This window comes from Soehngenia sp. (genome assembly GCF_055108775.1).
In genome coordinates this window covers 1-17,087 of record NZ_JBSQIL010000039.1, presented here as the reverse complement: position 1 = coordinate 17,087, position 17,087 = coordinate 1, and the positions used below count along the sequence as shown (strand labels likewise).

Below are 17,087 nucleotides of genomic sequence, written 5' to 3'. Positions count from 1 at the left end.
TTTATCAAAATTTTTTATTTTTATTATTTAATATAAAACTTTGTATTTTTCTGAATTTTGAAAATTTAAATTTCGATTTTAATATATTTATCCATCATTATTCTATAAACTGTTTTTAAATTTATTTATTCTTTCTTCGGTGTCATATCCAGTATCAAATGTGTGTCTATAATATTCCTCATGCATTAGATGCGATGTTAAAAGAAAATCTGCCGTGGCTCTATTGTTTGCAACTGGGATATCATAAAGTACAGCTATTCTTAATAATGCTTTCACATCAGGATCATGCGGTTGGGCTTCTAGTGGATCCCAAAAAAAGATCATAAAGTCGATCTCGCCTTCAGCTATTCTAGCTCCTATTTGTTGATCTCCTCCTAAAGGGCCTGATTTGTATTTTTTAACAGCCAATCCTGTCTTTTCTTCTATTAAAGAAGCTGTAGTTCCTGTCCCAGATAGATTATGTTTTGATAGTTCTTCTAAATTACTATTAACCCACTTAATTAATTCATCTTTTACATTATCATGAGCAATTAGTGCTATGTTCTTTTTTTTGTTAATTTTTATTGTCTCTTCTTTATTATTTATCATTTATTTAACCTCCAATTCTAATTGTGCAAAGACATTGTCTGTCTTTCTAGTACTTATTTTATAGTTTATTATAATGCCATTTTTGATTTCCCTTATATAAGAGCTAACTATTGGTGTGTCCCCTAAAAGAACCTCTTTTTTATATTCAATAGAAATATCTTTTATAGAATGTGTTTTTAATAACTTATCATCAGTAGATTCAATTAACCACTCAAGATACTTAACATTATTAACATGATTATTGTTATCTATGTCTGATTTTCTGATTATTATTTTTTTGTCGTTGGAATATGGCAAGGTAAAAGACTTTTTAAAGTCTATAACCCTTTCTACCATTTTATTTTCACTTTTTGAAAATATATTTACCATTGCTTCTGGTATTCTTTTAGGTTTTTTTGTTGTAGAATCTACAAATATCCATATAGTTGATGCTCTTGCTATTTCTTCGCCATTATGTAATGTCATCTTAAATTCTCTAAATGCATAAAACTTGTTAAATTCAGTTGTCCAGGTATATACTTTAATCCTTTCTTTAGCTTTAGGATGTTTTGAAATATTAACCTCCCATCTATTAAGTAGCCAAGCAAAGTTATTGTCTTTTAATATATCATATCCTATACCCAATGAATCTACATGCCACGAAGATGTTTCTGCCATGTACGCTAAAATCATTTCAGTTTTTAATTTATTTTCTATGTCAGTATCATAATATGGTACAATAAATTCTTTTGAATACACGCTCATTACTTAACTCCTTTTATTGTTTTGCTTTTTGATGAAACAATAGCTCTTAGCAAAATACTTATCAATACTATAAAACAACCAAATAGTGCTAATCTCCCCGGTAGCTCTCCAAATGCTAAAAATACCCAAATAGGATTTAAAATTGGTTCAATAAACATCAATACGCTTGCCTCAATAGCATCAACATGTTTTATTGCTTCTGAATACAATATATATGATATCCCTAGCTGAAATATGCCCAATGCTAATATGCCTATAATATCATAGATTGTGAACTCAATTCCTCTTAAAAAAAATATTCCGATTATTGCTGTTATTATATGACCAAGTAAAGTAGTTTCTACTGGGGACTCATCTTTTTGAAATCGCAGAGAGACTGTTACAATGGCTAAAAAAACACCACTGATTATTGCCAAAATGTCCCCTTTAATATTTCCTCCACCAATATCGTCCATAAACACTAAACCCATACCTATTGTTATGAAAATAATTGATAAAATATCATAATTATGTATTTTTTCTTTTAATATAAAATGACTTAAAATTGCTACCCATATAGGTGCTGTGTATTGTAAAACTATTGCGTTTGCAGCATTTGTAAGTTTGTTGGCAGCGATAAATCCTATAACCATGAATGAATAACTAAAAGCACCACTTAATTGTGCTTTTGAAAACGTAAATTTGGGTTTTTTTACATATATCAATACCACAATTGATGATACTATTGCTCTAGCACCTGCAATTTGCATAGGTTCCAAATTTACAAATTTTAATAATACTCCTCCTGTACTAAGTAAAATTGCAGACAATACTATATAAAGAATCGATTTTTTATGTTGATCTATCATTAAATCCTCCATATTTCAAAAACTTTACATATGATAAAATTAGTATATAATATATATTGCAAAATTTCTAGTTGAAAGAGGTAAAATATGTGCAAATAAATTTAACTTATGATGATTTGTTAACTCGATATAAAGATGTTGAATACCTATTAGTAGATGTCAGATCTGAAAGTGAGTTTTCTGATTATACTATACCAGGAGCAATTAATATTCCTTTGTTAAACAATGCTGAAAGAGAAATAGTTGGCTATGCATATACTAAAATAAGTCATGATGAAGCAAAACTAATAGGTATAGAGCTTGTGTCAAAAAAACTACCATCTCTTTCTAAGAAAATTTTTGAACTCGAAAAAAAACATAAGAATCTTATCTTTTTTTGTGCTAGAGGTGGGTATAGAAGCACTAGTTTAACTTCTTTAATGCAAAGTATAGGCGTGAATGCAAGTAAGCTAATTGGTGGATATAAGGGATACAGGTCTTTCATAAACAATAATTTGAATAGTTTAATTGAAGATGTGGAGTTTATTGTTCTTTACGGTAACACCGGAACAGGAAAGACAAAAATTTTGGATGAGCTCAAAAAAATGGGTGCAGATGTCCTTGACTTAGAACATTGTGCTAACCATAGGGGATCTGTTTTTGGGAATATCGGAATAGGCAAACAAAATAGTCAAAAAATGTTTGAATCATTAATTTTCGACACTCTTTATAAAAGAAACTCAAATTTTATTTTTGTCGAAGGTGAAAGCAGATCTATAGGAAAATGTTCTATTCCTGAAAAATTATTTTTGAAAATTAAAAATGGCATTCATGTTAAAATAACCGCACCTATTGAAATTAGAATTAATAATATACTTGAAGAATATGCAATTAATTGTGATGAAGAAATTATAAATTCAATGAATCACTTAAGAGAACGTATGGGAAATAAATGGGTTGATGATATGATTCGCCTGATTAAAAACCAAAATTATAAAGAGGCAATTAAAAATATAGTCATAGATTATTATGACCCATTATATGAAAAAACTATAAAAAATTATGCTTATATATTTGAAAATCAAGATGCTAATGAAACTGCTAAAAATTTATATCTGTTACTGAAGCAAAAAAAATGAAAGCTATGCAAAGCTTTCATTTTTTTTATTTAATATCTCCATAAATTCATTGCCAGTCATTGTTTCCATCTCCAATAAATAATTTGCTAATTCTATCAACTTATCCATATTATTATTCAAAATAGTTTTAGCTTTCTCATGTGCTTCTTTTATTATTCTTAACACTTCAGAATCGATTTTTGCAGATGTTTCTTCAGAGCATATTAAAGAAGGATCTGCTGCTAAATATTTGGAATTTACAGTCTCTAAACCCATCATATCGAATTTGTCACTCATCCCAAATCTTGTAACCATAGCTCTTGCTATTTTAGTTGCTTGTTCAATATCATTTGATGCACCAGATGTTATGCTGCCAAAAACTAGTTCTTCAGCTGCTCTGCCTCCTGTTATCGTAACAATTCTATTAAATAGCTCTTCCTTTGACATCAAAACACTCTCTTGTTCTGCCAATTGCATTGTATAGCCTAATGCTCCTGATGTTCTAGGTATGATAGTTATCTTATGAACTGGATCTGAATCAGTTTGCTTTGCAGCTACTAGAGCATGTCCTATTTCATGAAATGCTATTATTCGTTTTTCTTTAGTAGATATTACGGCACCTTTTCTTTGATAACCTGCTATTACAACTTCAACTGACTCATCTAAATCCTCTTGAATTATTTTTTGTCTGCCCATTCTTACTGCCCTCAATGCTGCTTCATTTATAATATTAGCTAAATCAGCCCCAGATGCCCCTGCAGTAGCTCTAGCAATTGCATTAAAATCTAAATTATCTTCGGTTTTAACTTTCTTTGCATGAACTTTTAGAATAGCCTCTCTCCCTGCTAAATCAGGCAATTCGACGGGTACTCTTCTGTCAAATCTTCCAGGTCTTAACAATGCTTTGTCTAAAGACTCAGGTCTATTAGTAGCAGCAAGTATAACCACACCTTCTTTCCCATCAAATCCATCCATTTCAGAAAGAAGTTGATTTAAAGTTTGTTCTCTTTCATCATTGCTATTAAAACCAGAATCATCTCTCTTTTTTCCTATTGTGTCAATTTCATCAATAAACACAATACAAGGTGCTTTCTCTTGAGCTTGTTTAAACAAATCCCTTACCTTTGCTGCTCCCATACCAACAAACATCTGAACAAATTCAGATCCCGATATCGAAAAGAAAGGAACATTAGCTTCTCCCGCAACTGCTCTTGCAAGAAGAGTTTTCCCAGTACCAGGAGGCCCCACTAAAAGTACTCCTTTAGGAAGGTTTGCTCCGATTGATTTGTATTTCCCAGGATTATGCAAAAAATCAACAATTTCTTTAAGTGCATCTTTTGCTTCTTCTTGTCCTGCTACATCATCAAATGTCTTCCCTGTTTTAGACTCAACATAAACTTTAGCATTGCTTTTCCCTAGGGAAAGTACATCTCCTCCCCCCATTCTCTTTTGCATCATTCTGCCAAGAAATCTTCCCAGCAAAATAAAGAAAAGAATTGAAATGACCCAAGATAACAAATTAGCTAAAAATGATGGAGTACTGTCCGATACAACTTTAGTAAAAATTACACCCGAACTATATAATCTCTCGACTAAATCAGGATCATTTATCAATCCAGTTGTATAGATTACATCTGTATCAGATTTTTCTTTTATGAAAATTTCTTTATCTGTTATTTCAACTTCTTGAATCTCTCCATTTTCTAGTTTATCTAAAAAACTTCCATAATCTATTGTCTTTACCTCTTGCCCCATAAACCTTGGTATAATAATTGAATTTATTACAATTATAATCGTTAATGCTATTAAATAATAAAATATAATTGGTTTTTTAGATTTATTAGGCTTATTACTTTTTTTCATATTTTCACCCTATCTTAACATCTTAATTAATTGAGTATATGCAACATCTTTGGCCATATCAGTAGTTACATCACTATAGCAGTCTTTATGGCTTACATAGCTGGCAAATTCTATCAAAATGCATTTAATTGCAGATCTTTTATAATAGTAAGAATGTTCAATATTTATATTACCTTCTTTTTCTCCAGAGCTAATAATATTCGAAGAAATTTTAGCCATATAATCCATGAATAGATCAATTAAATTTTCATCTTCTTCAAATATATTATACATAGTTTCTATGTCCCCTGCAGATAGTAATGTCTTGATTGTTGAATATTTTCCCTCAATGTTTTGTTCTATTATTTCGAATAATTTATATATTTTTTCCTTAAATGGCTGGATTTTTTCGATTTCTTTAAGAATTTTAGTCATTTCATTATTGATATAGTAAAGAAGAGCCATATATATGGCCTCTTCTTTACTATCAAAATAGTCATAGATAGTACCTTTTCCAATATTCGCAGCTTTCGCGATTTCAGATACTTTTATATTGTATAAATTTTTACCTTGTTTTAGCAAAGTAAACAATCCATCAAATACAGCTATTTCTTTATTATTATACTTCCTAGATTTCATTAAGCTCATCCTCAACTTCTGCAACTCTTCTTTTCTTATCTCTTACTAATAAATCATACATGCAAGGTACTACGAGTAAAGTTAAAATTGTTGCATAAGCTAATCCTCCAACTACAACCAATGCTAAAGGTTGTAATACTTCTGAGCCCATACCCATTCCAAATGCAAGAGTAGTTAAGCCCAAAATTGTTGTTATTGCGGTCATCAAAATAGGTCTCATACGAGTTTTTCCAGCTAAAATTAATGCTTCAACTTTGTTCATTCCCTTATCTCTAAGTTGATTTGTATAATCAACAAACACAATACCATTGTTTACAACAACACCTGTAAGAACAACAAGTCCCAACATAGCTATTAAGCTAACTGGTTTGTCTGTGAAATATAGTGCAAATAATCCACCAGTAAAAGCTAAAGGTACTGTGAACATTACAATAAACGGCAACAATAATGATTGAAATTGTGCAACCATAATTAAATAAACAAATATCAAAGCCAATATAAGCATATTGATTAGATCACTCATTGAATTTGATATAAGCTCTTGTTGACCAGCAATTTGTACTGAGTATCCATCCGGCAAATCTAAAACATCTAATTTATCTTGTAATTCTCTACTCAAAATACCAATATTATATCCGGTTCTTATATCCCCTCTAACAGAAATATATCTTGATTGGTTCTGTCTGTTTATAGAATTCATACCATCTTCTTCTGATATCGAAGCAATATCAGTTAATTTTACTTTTTCATCAGTGTTAGGTATCGTAAGTTCAAAATTTTCAATATCTTCTTTTGTAAATTCCTTATATATGCTATCCAAAACAATTACTGGATATTCATCTTGGACATTTGAAATTGTAGTAGCTGTTCTAGGAGTTCCAATAATATCAGCTATCTGAGAATAAACTTGTGCAACTGTTAATTGGTTTTCCATTGCTAGCTCTTTATTAACAGTTATCTTTAATTCCTTATTTTGTTCTTCTAATCCATTAGTAATATTTGTTATCCCCTCTACTTGGCTCATAATATCTATTACATCTTCAGATACTTCCCTCAAGGTCTCAAGTTCTGCCCCTTTTATAACTATTTCAATTCCTGAGCCAGCTATAGCAGTAATATCCATATTTGATTCAGATACTTGTAGTTCTATATCCATATTTTCTGCTATTTTTTCTAATTCCATCTTTATGTCAGCATTTTTTACTACACTTTCTTCGTCAAGCAAGATATACATTGTTATTTGATTGTTATTTTGCCCAATTCCTTGCATTCCTCCTAGGAAAGCACCAACTGTATTAATTCCTTCAATTTTTAATATTTCATCTATTAAGGAATTACTCATTTCTTTGGTTTCTTCTAAGGAATATTCACTAGGACTTTCTACTGTAACTAACATTTGTGGCGACTCCATAGCAGGTATAAACTCAGTACCTTTTGAATAAGCTGATATACCGCTTAATACAAGTAGTACAGCTGCTGCAATCAAAACTAAAGCTTTCCATTTTAAAGCGAATCTAAGAACATTTTCATAAATATTGATTAATTTATCAAATATAAATGTTCTTTTCTCAGTTGATTTTGATAATATGCTAGACGACATTGTAGGCACGAGTGAAAGTGCTACAAGTAAACTTGCAAATAGTGAAAATGCAATAGTTAATCCCATATCTGTAAAAAGTTGTCTTGAAATACCTTGAGTAAACACTATAGGCAAAAATACAACTGCAGTTGTCAAAGTTGAAGCTGTTATAGCTCCTGCAATTTGGTTAGCCCCAATAACAGATGCTTTTATAGAAGAATATCCTTCCCCTCTTAGTCTATATATATTTTCTATTGCTACAATCGAGTTGTCTACAAGCATTCCTACTCCAAGTGCTAGACCTGCTAGTGAAATTATATTCATAGAAATACCGCTAAAATACATTAAAGTGATAGCAAAAACTATACTAATTGGTATAGATAAAGCAATAATTAATGTTGGTCTTATATCCCTTAAAAATATGAAGAGAACTAAAATTGCTAATATACCACCTACTAATATATTATTCAATACCGAATTTATTACTATATCAATGTATATTCCTTGATCCAATAAAGGCGTGAAGTGTATAGAGTTATCTCTAGATACTATCTCATCCATTTTATCTCTGATGCCTTTTGCAACTTCAGACGTTGAATAGTTGCTTTGTTTTTGCATGATTAACATAACAGCATCATTATTATTAACTTTTGTATAGATATCATCTAGGTTGTCTTTCATATCTACTTCAGCAACATCTTTTAGATATATCTTACCTATCAAATCTTCTCCAGTATCAAATAATAATAAATTTTCAATATCATTTATATCTGAAAATTTATCTCCAACTTTTACAACATATCTTCCATTTTCATCACTAATATATCCAGCTGGCATTGAAAAATTCTGTGCAGCTAAAATTTGAGAAACCATGCTCTTTGTTATGACTCCATCAAGCGAAGCTTTCTTAAAAGCTTCTTCTCTTGCTTTTTCAAATTCTTCAAAACCTTTTTCAAGTTCCTTTTGAGCATCAAGTAATTGTGATTTAGCGTTATCTAATTGTGTATTGAGTGTTAGCTTACCGCTATTTAAATTTGATTCTTGTAGTGATAGTTCAATTTTCTGTGATTTAATTTCATTGCTTTGTTTTTCTAATTCATCAATCTTTTGATTAATCTCACTAAGATTATTTCTTAATTCCATTCTGTTAGCTTCCAAAGCGTTTCTTTGAGCTCTCACCATCTCTAAAGTTTGTCCTGGATACTGAGGGTTTGTACCTCCACTTGCTGTGAGTACAGCTTCCATAATTGACAATTCTTTAATTTTATTTTCTAGCTCATCTAAAGCTTTAGATAAATCTATTCTGCTGGAATAAAGTTGCTGTAACCCTTGATATATATTATCTTCAGCTTTGTTTAATTCGGCTTTAGCTAAATTAATTTTCTCTAGCCCACTATTTATCTGTTCTAGTTGCTTTTCTCTTTCTAATTCAATTTGGCTAATCCCGTTTTCAATTTCTTTTTTCCCATCGTTTAATTGCTGTTCAGTTTCTGCTAGCTTTGAATCAACTTTTTTTAATATTTGGCTATTCAAATTATCGATTTTTTCTTGATCTAGCATTACCTCTACTTTTTCTTCTACTAATCCTTGTCCATCAACAGAAGCAACTCCAGCAACACTTTCAAATTGAGGAATTATCTCCTCGTTTACAATTTTTGATATCTCTTTTGTGTTCTTGCCTTCAATGTCGATAGATGCTACCATTATTGGCAGCATATCTGGATTTAATCTCATTACCATAGGACTTTGAACATAATCGTTAAAGCCACTTTTTACCATATCCAAATTACTGCTAATTTCAATAATAGCAGAATCCATATTTACAGTAGAATTAAATTCCAAAATAACTATGGACTGATTTTCATTTGAAATGGAATTTACATTCTTTACATCGTTAATCGTCGATAAAGACTGCTCAATAGGCTTTGTAACAGCCGCTTCTACTTCTTCTGGACTTGCTCCTGGGTAAACTGTCATAACAAGTACATAAGGAAGTTCAAGATTTGGTAATAAATCAGTTTTTAAATTCATAAAAGATACTACACCTAACACAAGTACAAGAACTACTGCAACAAATACTGTGTAAGGCCTTTTAACACTTAGTCTAGGTAACATTTTTTGTCCTCCTTTATTTTCGACTGACTGGTCGGTCATAGAACATTATAAAATTATAACTTGCATTTGTCCACTAAATATAAAGGTTTATAAAAAGTAGAAATCTACTTTTTATAAACCTAATAGCTCATCTATACTGGCTTTATCGAATCCAATAATTATCTTTCCGTCGATATCAATTACTGGCACTCCTCTTTGCCCTGATTTCTGAACCATCTCTACAGCCTTGTTATAATCCTTTGTTACATCATATTCAATAAATTCTATACCATTTTGTTTTAAGTAATCCTTTACTTTAGTACACCATGGTCAAGTAGGTGTTGAATATATTTTTATTTCCATATCTACCCCTCCATTAATATTAGGTTTATCCTATCTAATAATTATGAAATATGATGCATAATTTTTTTGTTATATCTAATTGCTAAAATTTAAATAACAATTGTAAAGTCCATTTTATGTCTTCTATTTGATTAAAAATATCATGTAATTCTTAAAATAAAAATTATTTGACCATTATCTGATTAATTAAATTGAAATTTAATAATACAACAATATAATCTTTGTCTTGATTATACCAACTTTTTCATATATATAAACATTTCAATATTAATAATTAGTAATTATTTAGCTAAAAAATTTTTTCATCTAAATAACCTAGATTATATCTTTGTATAAGCTCTATTATTTTAATAGCATACATTGGATCTGTCGCATAGCCACATCTTTTGATTGCCCAAGATGCTTTATATGGATCGTACATAACCTCTTCGAATGGGTTATATCTATCATTATCTAGAAGAAATTTTATGTGATCATCCCAGCTTTGTTGCGCCGAATTATATCTTCTAAATTTAGCATCAATAATATATTTTGTTCCATTATATACTTCCCATGTTGTTGAAATGATATAAGGTTCATCATTTTTACTTTTAATTCCAAACAAATTGTTTGACTTTACCCCTGTGTATTTGTCAGAAGGTACTTTTTGCCCCCAGCCTGTTTCTAATATAGATTGTGCCACTTTAAAAGATTTTGACATCAATTGATTATTTGACTTTTTAGCCAAATTACTTACAAAATTGATATAATTTTCTTTGGCGCTAATACTATAAGGCCCATATGTTTGCCCAGTATAAACTTTAAACTTTATTGTTTCACTTTTTATTGTTTTACCATTATAGTCAGCTGTTGCATATACCGTCCAATTCCCAGAGTCTGATGTTAGAGGTAAAAACACTAATTCTTTAGAATTCGAATTTAAAATTCTTTTTATATTTTTTTCATCGTTAGATATCACTACCTTTACATCCTTAACATTGACATTGCTGTCTACATATATTTTTTTCCCTTCAGAAAGTACAATTTCATTTGGGCCTATTCCATTTAAGTATAGATTAGGTTTGCCATCTATTGTAACTCTTATAGGATTGGATATTATATATTTTTCGGAGGTATCTTTTACTTTAACTAAAAATTCTTTTTCTCCTGAATCATTTGGTATTGGCACGTATTTTAGACTCCCATAAGGTAGTGTAGCCAATATTTTTTCTTCTTTAGTTTTTATATCTCTTAGAATATATTGAGTTTCTAAGCAATCAAAGTTTCTAACAGCATTCAAAACAATGGGTTTGTTAACTATAGAATTTTGTTTTATTCCAGATAATTCTAATTTCTTTTCAACTTCAAGATTTATTTTATATTCTTTTGTTGAAACAACATTTGAATTTAAATCAAAAGCTTTAGCAATTACTGTATGACTGCCTCTATCGTTAAATGATGGATACCATGTCGTATTCCCATAGGGATCTTTGTTTTCTAGTATTGTTTCTTTATTAGTTCTCTCATTATAAAGAGTATATTCAACTTTCAATAGCGAAAAGTTTGTCTCGGGTGTTAAACTTAGTTTATTTGTGAACTGACTATTTTTTTCTAACTCAACTATTGATATTTGTGGATCTACATTAACAAATACACTATTAGCAGTGGCGGCTATGAGATTGTTATTAACGTCATAGACTGCCAAAACTAATATATTGTCTCCATTATGTTCTATATATGGCAGATATTCTAAACTGCTACCAACAAAATTTATTTGATTGACAACCTCTGCCACATGATTATCAGGGTCTACTAGTAATAATCTGATATAACTTGCTGAACTTTTATACTTTTCTGCAATGTTATAATCTATTTTTGTTCTTCCTTTAATCATTTCTCCATTACTTAAAGAATTCATACTTATATCATAGTATTTATTTCTAGTTGTGCCTTTATTTGTGTCGATCTCTACTGTTTTCGTTCTTTCATTATAGAATATACCAATGTCAAATGCTTCTGCTATAACCCTTAATGGTACATAAGTAAAATCATTATATATAATAGGATTAGTATCTATTACAATATAATCTCTGTCATCAAATTTTATTAATTTACTATCTATTACTAAATTAATTGACTTATTGCCTTTGTTTGCATAAACAGCTCTATTAATTCCATCCCATTCGATTTCGCCCCCCAATTTTTCTGTTATAAATCTCAATGGTACCAAAGTTCTGTTGTCTTTAATTATTGGTTTTGCAACAGATGAATAGTCTTTACCATCTATAACAATTTTAATATCTGTAGCTAAAGTCTCATTAGACCCACTAAATAAAATTATGAACATGAGCAATATCAATCCTATAAACTTACTATACTTATTCACTTTTATCACCTAATTTAAAATATTCTTCCCTAGTTAATGAATAACACCAATCATCATATATTTTTCCATCATATGTTACAGTAGCTCTTCTTAAAATCCCTTCAAAATTAAAACCGCATTTTAGGATTACATTTCTACTTCTTTCATTAAAAGGATAGTGATATACTGATAAAATATCTATGTTCAGTTCTTCAAAAGCATATTTAATTATTGATTTTGCTGCTTCAGTAGCAATTCCTTTTCCCCAATAGTCTTCACTTAATACATATCCTAGCATTTTAGCGTCTTTATTGTCTCTTTTCCTATCTTTATGTAGTCCTATAGATCCAATTACTTTTTTTTCTGAAAAATATTCTATTGCCCACACCTCATCACTTATCACAAAATTTTTTAAAATATCTAGAGATTCTTCTTTTGACCTATGATAATCCCACCCTGCATTTGGCCCTACGTTAGGATTTTTTGCGTAATAATAAAAATCACTTAAATCTGTTAATTTAAATCTCCTAATTAAAAGTCTATCTGTTCTTATTTCTTCCAAAAATAACACCTCTTTTAAATTCTCTAGTTTTTGTCGCTATTTTCATTTAATATCTTAATAAATAATTCTACTAGAAACGGATCGAACTGTGTTCCTGCATTTGAACGAAGCTCATCAATAGCTTGATTTATTGTTAATTTTTCTCTATAAGGCTTTTCAGTTATCATTGAGCTAAATGAATCAATTATTGCTACAATTCTTGAATAAATTGGAATAGACTCAGCACTTAGGCCACTTGGATACCCTAAACCATCCCATCTCTCATGATGATATAATATGTATTCTGCTAAATTAGATAGTTCCTTAGTAGCCATAGCTATTCTATATCCCATTTCAGGATGTTTCTTTAATACCTCCCACTCCTTATCTGTTAATTTATTAGGCTTATTTAATATTTCTGTATCTATCGTTATCTTTCCTACATCATTAACTCTGCATAGAACTCTGATCATTTCTATTAAATCCTTTTCAAATTTAAGTTCTAATCCTAATTTAATTGTCAATTCATCTAAAAATTCGCTTAAATCGTTTGTTGTAGGTTCTTTGTATTGTAAGACTTCACGTATGGCGTCAATATATGTTTTCTGCACATTAGTTCTTTGCTTAAGTTTTTCTGTATACATCAAATCCTCAGCTTTTTTAATTCCATCATCGATTGTTATTTCATCAGAGTAAATTGTGCATGACCCAATAGATAAACTTATTCTCATTGGATTTAACTGATTAGTATTGTTAAAATAATTTATCGAATCATTTATCCTTTTAGTAACATGATTTAATTCTGAAAAATCTGTATTTGGTAGAAATATTATAAATTCATCTCCACCATATCTAACTATTATATCACTTTTTCTTGTTGAATCCTTAAGTATTGATGAAACTTCCATAATTAACTTGTCTCCATAGTCATGACCAAAGCCATCATTTACAAATTTTAATCCATCAATATCTGCAAAAATAATAGAAATAGCTGAATATTTACTTTTATTCATCTTATGAATTGCTACATTCAAATAATTTCTATTATAAACACCAGTAAGTTGATCTATGTAAAATGGGTTGTCTTTCTCATTACTATAATCCTCAAGTTCAAATAAATCTACCAACATTACAATTACTGTCTGAACCTTTTTATCATCGCCTAACAGTGGTATGCCTATTTCTAAGATATTTCTAGATTCTTTCAAGTTATTTAAAAGTTTTTGCTTAATTATCAAACGATCATTTTTAGATCTACTATATAAATTATTTTCGGTTTGAAAATCTTTACAAATACTATCTATGCAATTATCTAAAAAAGAATTTAAATCATATGTAATGTCATCTTGAAATTGTCCAATAAACTTACTATAATTCTCCGATATGTATATTGCTTTTTTATTATCTGTATCAACAATTAAAAATAAAAATGGTAAATTTTTAAAATCTATGCCTATCAATTCATCGATAATATCTCTTAATTCAAAAACCCTTGCAAAAATAACATTTATATCATTGTTCAATGTTAAGAGCTCAAATTCCAAAACTTGAGAATTATTATTTATATATTTTACTATGCAATTATTTTTCAATTGGTTTACAATATTATAACAATTTTTAGATAAATCTTTCTCAATTTCTAAATTATTATTTTCAAAAAATAATTTAGAAATTTCCTCAAAAAATTCACTAGTTTTAATGATTCTGCAATTAGCATCTTGATCATTTTTAGAGATTTCTATTATTGCAAATGCTTCCTTTGACACTTTTATAGATTTAAATAGCTCCTTCATAATAAGGACCCCTTATATATTTTTATTATTTATACCCAATAATACAAGTTTCATCAAATTTTCACAAATATCTTATACCTTAATATTATTTTTGTGTTATACTTACATAGTAACAAATTGAAGAAAGGGGAAATATAATGAAGACAAATAAAAAGGGTTTTATTAAACTGCTACTATTAATCAGTTTAGTGAGTTTATTATTAGCTGGTTGTAGCAGTGCCGGTTCAGAAGAAGTGGTGGCAAAAGTAAATGATGTTAATATCACAAAAGACGAATTGTATGACTATTTAGTCAGCCAAAACGGTGAAAATGCATTGAATGAGTTAATACTTCAAAAAATTATTGAACTTGAACTTAAGGAAAACAATATAGAAGTCTCTCAAGATCAGATAGATGCAGAGTATCAGAAAGCTATTGACTCTTATGGCAGTGAAGCGGTTATGGAACAAGCATTAGCATACTATGGATTCACAAAGGATGAATTTAGAAAAAACATTAAAATGAATTTAAGTATTGAAGCATTAATAGAGCCTTCAATAACTATTACAGATGAGGAAATAGAGTCATATTTTAATGAGAATAAGGAAGATTTTAATAAACCTTCTCAAATTAAAGCGAGCCACATTTTATTGGATTCATTAGATGAAGCTAATGAAATATTATCAAAATTAAACTCAGGTGAATCTTTTGAAGATTTAGCCAAAGAATATTCTATAGATACGGTTTCAGCAGCTAATGGTGGAGATCTTGGGTATTTCGGAGAAGGAGAGATGGTAGAAGAATTCTATAATGCAGCAATTTTATTAAATGTTAATGAAATTAGCGAACCAGTTAAATCTGATTATGGTTATCATATAATTAAAGTTACAGATAAAGTTGAAGCTAAAGAAGCTATACTTGAAGATTCTAAAGAAGAAATAAAGGATATTTTGAGAAACAAAAAAATACAAGAAGAATATCCTAATTGGTACGAAAATGTGATGTCTAAATACACAATAGTTAACAATTTAAAAACGAATTAATAATAAACCGTGTCTTAAGACACGGTTTATTATTATACTCACTTTTATAGTTTTTTAGAGAAAATTGCTAATAGTAATATCACTAAAAGACCAAAAATCATTAAAGATGTTTGTTCTATTGCAATTATTCCAAGTACAGCTACAATTGCAATTGCGACTGGAACTACATATTTAACTAAATTATACCAAATATTGAAAAGCCCAAATTCTATACTTCCTCCATTTGTCAATTCATCTTTCAAATCTTCTTTGTTCATAAACCATCCAACAAATATTGCTATTAATAGACCACCTATTGCTAAGAATATTTTGTCTGTTAATATATCGAAAAAGTCAAATACTGCTACTCCAAAGACTTTTAAGTTCGGGAATGCTCCTAGAGATAGTGAAGCTAAAACTGACATTATTGTCATCACTAAACCCGTAGATATAACAGCTTTTGTTCTATTAAATTTTCTTTCATCAATTAAATAAGCAACTACCACTTCAAGTAACGAAATCGAAGAAGTTAAAGCAGCTATTGTCAATGCAATAAAGAAAATAGCTGATAATATTGGCCCAATTGCTCCCATCTCAGAAAATATTTGTGGTACAACTATAAATACTAAACCAGGCCCTTGATCTGGTTGCAATCCAAAAGCAAACAGTGCTGGAAATATAGCTATACCTGCAAGTAAAGCAACCAATGTATCTAATGCTGTAATTATTACTGCATTTTTTGGTAATCTTTCTTGTTTACTTATATAGCTTCCATAGGTTATCATACAACCCATTCCTAAACTAAGTGAAAAAAATTGCTGACCCAGAGCATTCAGGAATGTCTCCCCTGTAACCTTGCTAAAATCTGGATAAAACAAGAATTTAAGACCTTCGCTTGCACCTGGTAATGTTACGCTTCTAATACCAATCAATACTAAAAGAACAAACAATGTAGGCATTAAAATCTTTCCTGCTTTTTCAATCCCTGAAGAAACACCTTTAGCAACAATATATAAATTAAGAAACATAAAAACTACCATCCATAAAAGTGGTTGAACCGGACTAGTTATAAAATTGCCAAAACTTTCAGCTATGGCTCCTTCATTAGCCAATAACCCTGTAAAAGATTTTATAATATAGGCTATAGACCAACCACCAACAACTGGATAAAATCCCATGATTAAAAATGCACTTAAAACACCTATGACTCCCGCAAAGGTGAATCTTCTATTAACTTTTTTATAAGCGCCAACAGCTGATAATTGCGATCTTCTTCCAATAGTAAATTCAGCTATCATAACACTCAAGCCAATAAAAACAACAAAAATTAAATAAATTAAAATAAATGCTCCTCCACCATTTGCACCAGCTAGATAAGGAAATCTCCAGATGTTTCCTAAGCCTACGGCTGAACCTGCTGCTGCAAATATAAATCCTATACTGCTGGTCCAATTATCACGTTTTTTCCCTTCCATTAATATACCTCCTTATATATTATTTAGTAGCTCGTTGCAAAACTCTACAACTCGCATATTTACTGCCTTTTTTTATATTGAAATGGCTAGATTCCCCCCATTTTGGGTATATATACAGTGTCAAAATGTGTATAACTCA

General features: G+C 29.7%; 12 protein-coding genes and 1 pseudogene. 2 read left to right on the top strand and 11 right to left on the bottom strand.

The genetic code is table 11. The features are described 5' to 3' along the window. Positions 1-102: 102 nt before the first annotated feature. Genes ACTB1H_RS06185 through ACTB1H_RS06175 form a run of 3 tightly spaced genes read right to left on the bottom strand, consistent with a single transcriptional unit; the run spans position 103 to position 2,180 of the window. Positions 103-588, bottom strand: a complete 486-nt coding sequence (locus tag ACTB1H_RS06185) for a methylglyoxal synthase (RefSeq protein ID WP_463261965.1) — start codon at positions 586-588, stop codon at positions 103-105. Next, positions 589-1,332, bottom strand: coding sequence for an acyl-[acyl-carrier-protein] thioesterase (locus ACTB1H_RS06180; protein WP_463261964.1), 744 nt, complete (start codon positions 1,330-1,332; stop codon positions 589-591). Continuing rightward, complete coding sequence (locus ACTB1H_RS06175; protein ID WP_463261963.1) at positions 1,332-2,180, bottom strand: DMT family transporter; 849 nt, start codon at positions 2,178-2,180, stop codon at positions 1,332-1,334. The genes ACTB1H_RS06180 and ACTB1H_RS06175 overlap by 1 nt, the downstream gene beginning before the upstream one ends. A gap of 89 nt (positions 2,181-2,269) precedes the next feature. Between ACTB1H_RS06175 and mnmH the strand changes: the two genes are divergently transcribed. Continuing rightward, complete coding sequence (mnmH, locus tag ACTB1H_RS06170; protein WP_463261962.1) at positions 2,270-3,298, top strand: tRNA 2-selenouridine(34) synthase MnmH; 1,029 nt, start codon at positions 2,270-2,272, stop codon at positions 3,296-3,298. A gap of 3 nt (positions 3,299-3,301) precedes the next feature. On the opposite strand, the gene ftsH is transcribed toward mnmH, so the two are convergent. From ftsH to ACTB1H_RS06135, 7 genes and pseudogenes are all read right to left on the bottom strand, one after another. Beyond that, positions 3,302-5,140 carry an ATP-dependent zinc metalloprotease FtsH gene (gene ftsH, locus ACTB1H_RS06165; RefSeq protein WP_463261961.1) on the bottom strand — a complete coding sequence of 613 codons (1,839 nt, stop codon included), beginning with the start codon at positions 5,138-5,140 and terminating at the stop codon, positions 3,302-3,304. A gap of 9 nt (positions 5,141-5,149) precedes the next feature. Continuing rightward, positions 5,150-5,758 carry a TetR/AcrR family transcriptional regulator gene (locus ACTB1H_RS06160; protein WP_463261960.1) on the bottom strand — a complete coding sequence of 203 codons (609 nt, stop codon included), beginning with the start codon at positions 5,756-5,758 and terminating at the stop codon, positions 5,150-5,152. Next, positions 5,748-9,452, bottom strand: a complete 3,705-nt coding sequence (locus tag ACTB1H_RS06155; RefSeq protein WP_463261959.1) for an efflux RND transporter permease subunit — start codon at positions 9,450-9,452, stop codon at positions 5,748-5,750. Before ACTB1H_RS06155 ends, ACTB1H_RS06160 begins: the two co-directional genes overlap by 11 nt. 111 nt (positions 9,453-9,563) lie before the next feature. After that, positions 9,564-9,749: pseudogene (locus ACTB1H_RS06150) on the bottom strand (glutaredoxin domain-containing protein); the annotation flags it as partial. 334 nt (positions 9,750-10,083) lie between these two features. Beyond that, on the bottom strand, positions 10,084-12,159 hold the full coding sequence (locus ACTB1H_RS06145; protein ID WP_463261958.1) for a stalk domain-containing protein: 2,076 nt from the start codon (positions 12,157-12,159) through the stop codon (positions 10,084-10,086). Then, positions 12,152-12,700 (bottom strand): GNAT family N-acetyltransferase, encoded by a 549-nt coding sequence (locus ACTB1H_RS06140; protein WP_463261957.1) that lies wholly within the window; start codon positions 12,698-12,700, stop codon positions 12,152-12,154. Before ACTB1H_RS06140 ends, ACTB1H_RS06145 begins: the two co-directional genes overlap by 8 nt. A 23-nt stretch (positions 12,701-12,723) precedes the next feature. Next, the gene (locus ACTB1H_RS06135; protein WP_463261956.1) at positions 12,724-14,472 is read right to left on the bottom strand and encodes a diguanylate cyclase; all 1,749 of its coding nucleotides are present in this window, start codon (positions 14,470-14,472) and stop codon (positions 12,724-12,726) included. 137 nt (positions 14,473-14,609) lie between these two features. On the opposite strand from ACTB1H_RS06135, the gene ACTB1H_RS06130 reads away from it, so the two are divergent. Next, a complete protein-coding gene (locus ACTB1H_RS06130; protein ID WP_463261955.1) occupies positions 14,610-15,494 on the top strand; it encodes a peptidylprolyl isomerase in 885 nt (294 codons plus the stop codon). A gap of 44 nt (positions 15,495-15,538) precedes the next feature. On the opposite strand, the gene ACTB1H_RS06125 is transcribed toward ACTB1H_RS06130, so the two are convergent. Continuing rightward, positions 15,539-16,948 (bottom strand): sodium-dependent transporter, encoded by a 1,410-nt coding sequence (locus tag ACTB1H_RS06125; protein WP_463261954.1) that lies wholly within the window; start codon positions 16,946-16,948, stop codon positions 15,539-15,541. Between the last annotated feature and the right edge of the window lie 139 nt (positions 16,949-17,087).

Bases quoted from the DNA above. Each gene is read 5' to 3' on its own strand.
- ACTB1H_RS06185 (WP_463261965.1), bottom strand. From the start codon at position 588: ATGATAAATAATAAAGAAGAGACAATAAAAATTAACAAAAAAAAGAAC.
- ACTB1H_RS06180 (WP_463261964.1), bottom strand. From the start codon at position 1,332: ATGAGCGTGTATTCAAAAGAATTTATTGTACCATATTATGATACTGAC.
- ACTB1H_RS06175 (WP_463261963.1), bottom strand. From the start codon at position 2,180: ATGATAGATCAACATAAAAAATCGATTCTTTATATAGTATTGTCTGCA.
- ftsH (WP_463261961.1), bottom strand. From the start codon at position 5,140: ATGAAAAAAAGTAATAAGCCTAATAAATCTAAAAAACCAATTATATTT.
- ACTB1H_RS06160 (WP_463261960.1), bottom strand. From the start codon at position 5,758: ATGAAATCTAGGAAGTATAATAATAAAGAAATAGCTGTATTTGATGGA.
- ACTB1H_RS06155 (WP_463261959.1), bottom strand. From the start codon at position 9,452: ATGTTACCTAGACTAAGTGTTAAAAGGCCTTACACAGTATTTGTTGCA.
- ACTB1H_RS06135 (WP_463261956.1), bottom strand. From the start codon at position 14,472: ATGAAGGAGCTATTTAAATCTATAAAAGTGTCAAAGGAAGCATTTGCA.
- ACTB1H_RS06130 (WP_463261955.1), top strand. From the start codon at position 14,610: ATGAAGACAAATAAAAAGGGTTTTATTAAACTGCTACTATTAATCAGT.
- ACTB1H_RS06125 (WP_463261954.1), bottom strand. From the start codon at position 16,948: ATGGAAGGGAAAAAACGTGATAATTGGACCAGCAGTATAGGATTTATA.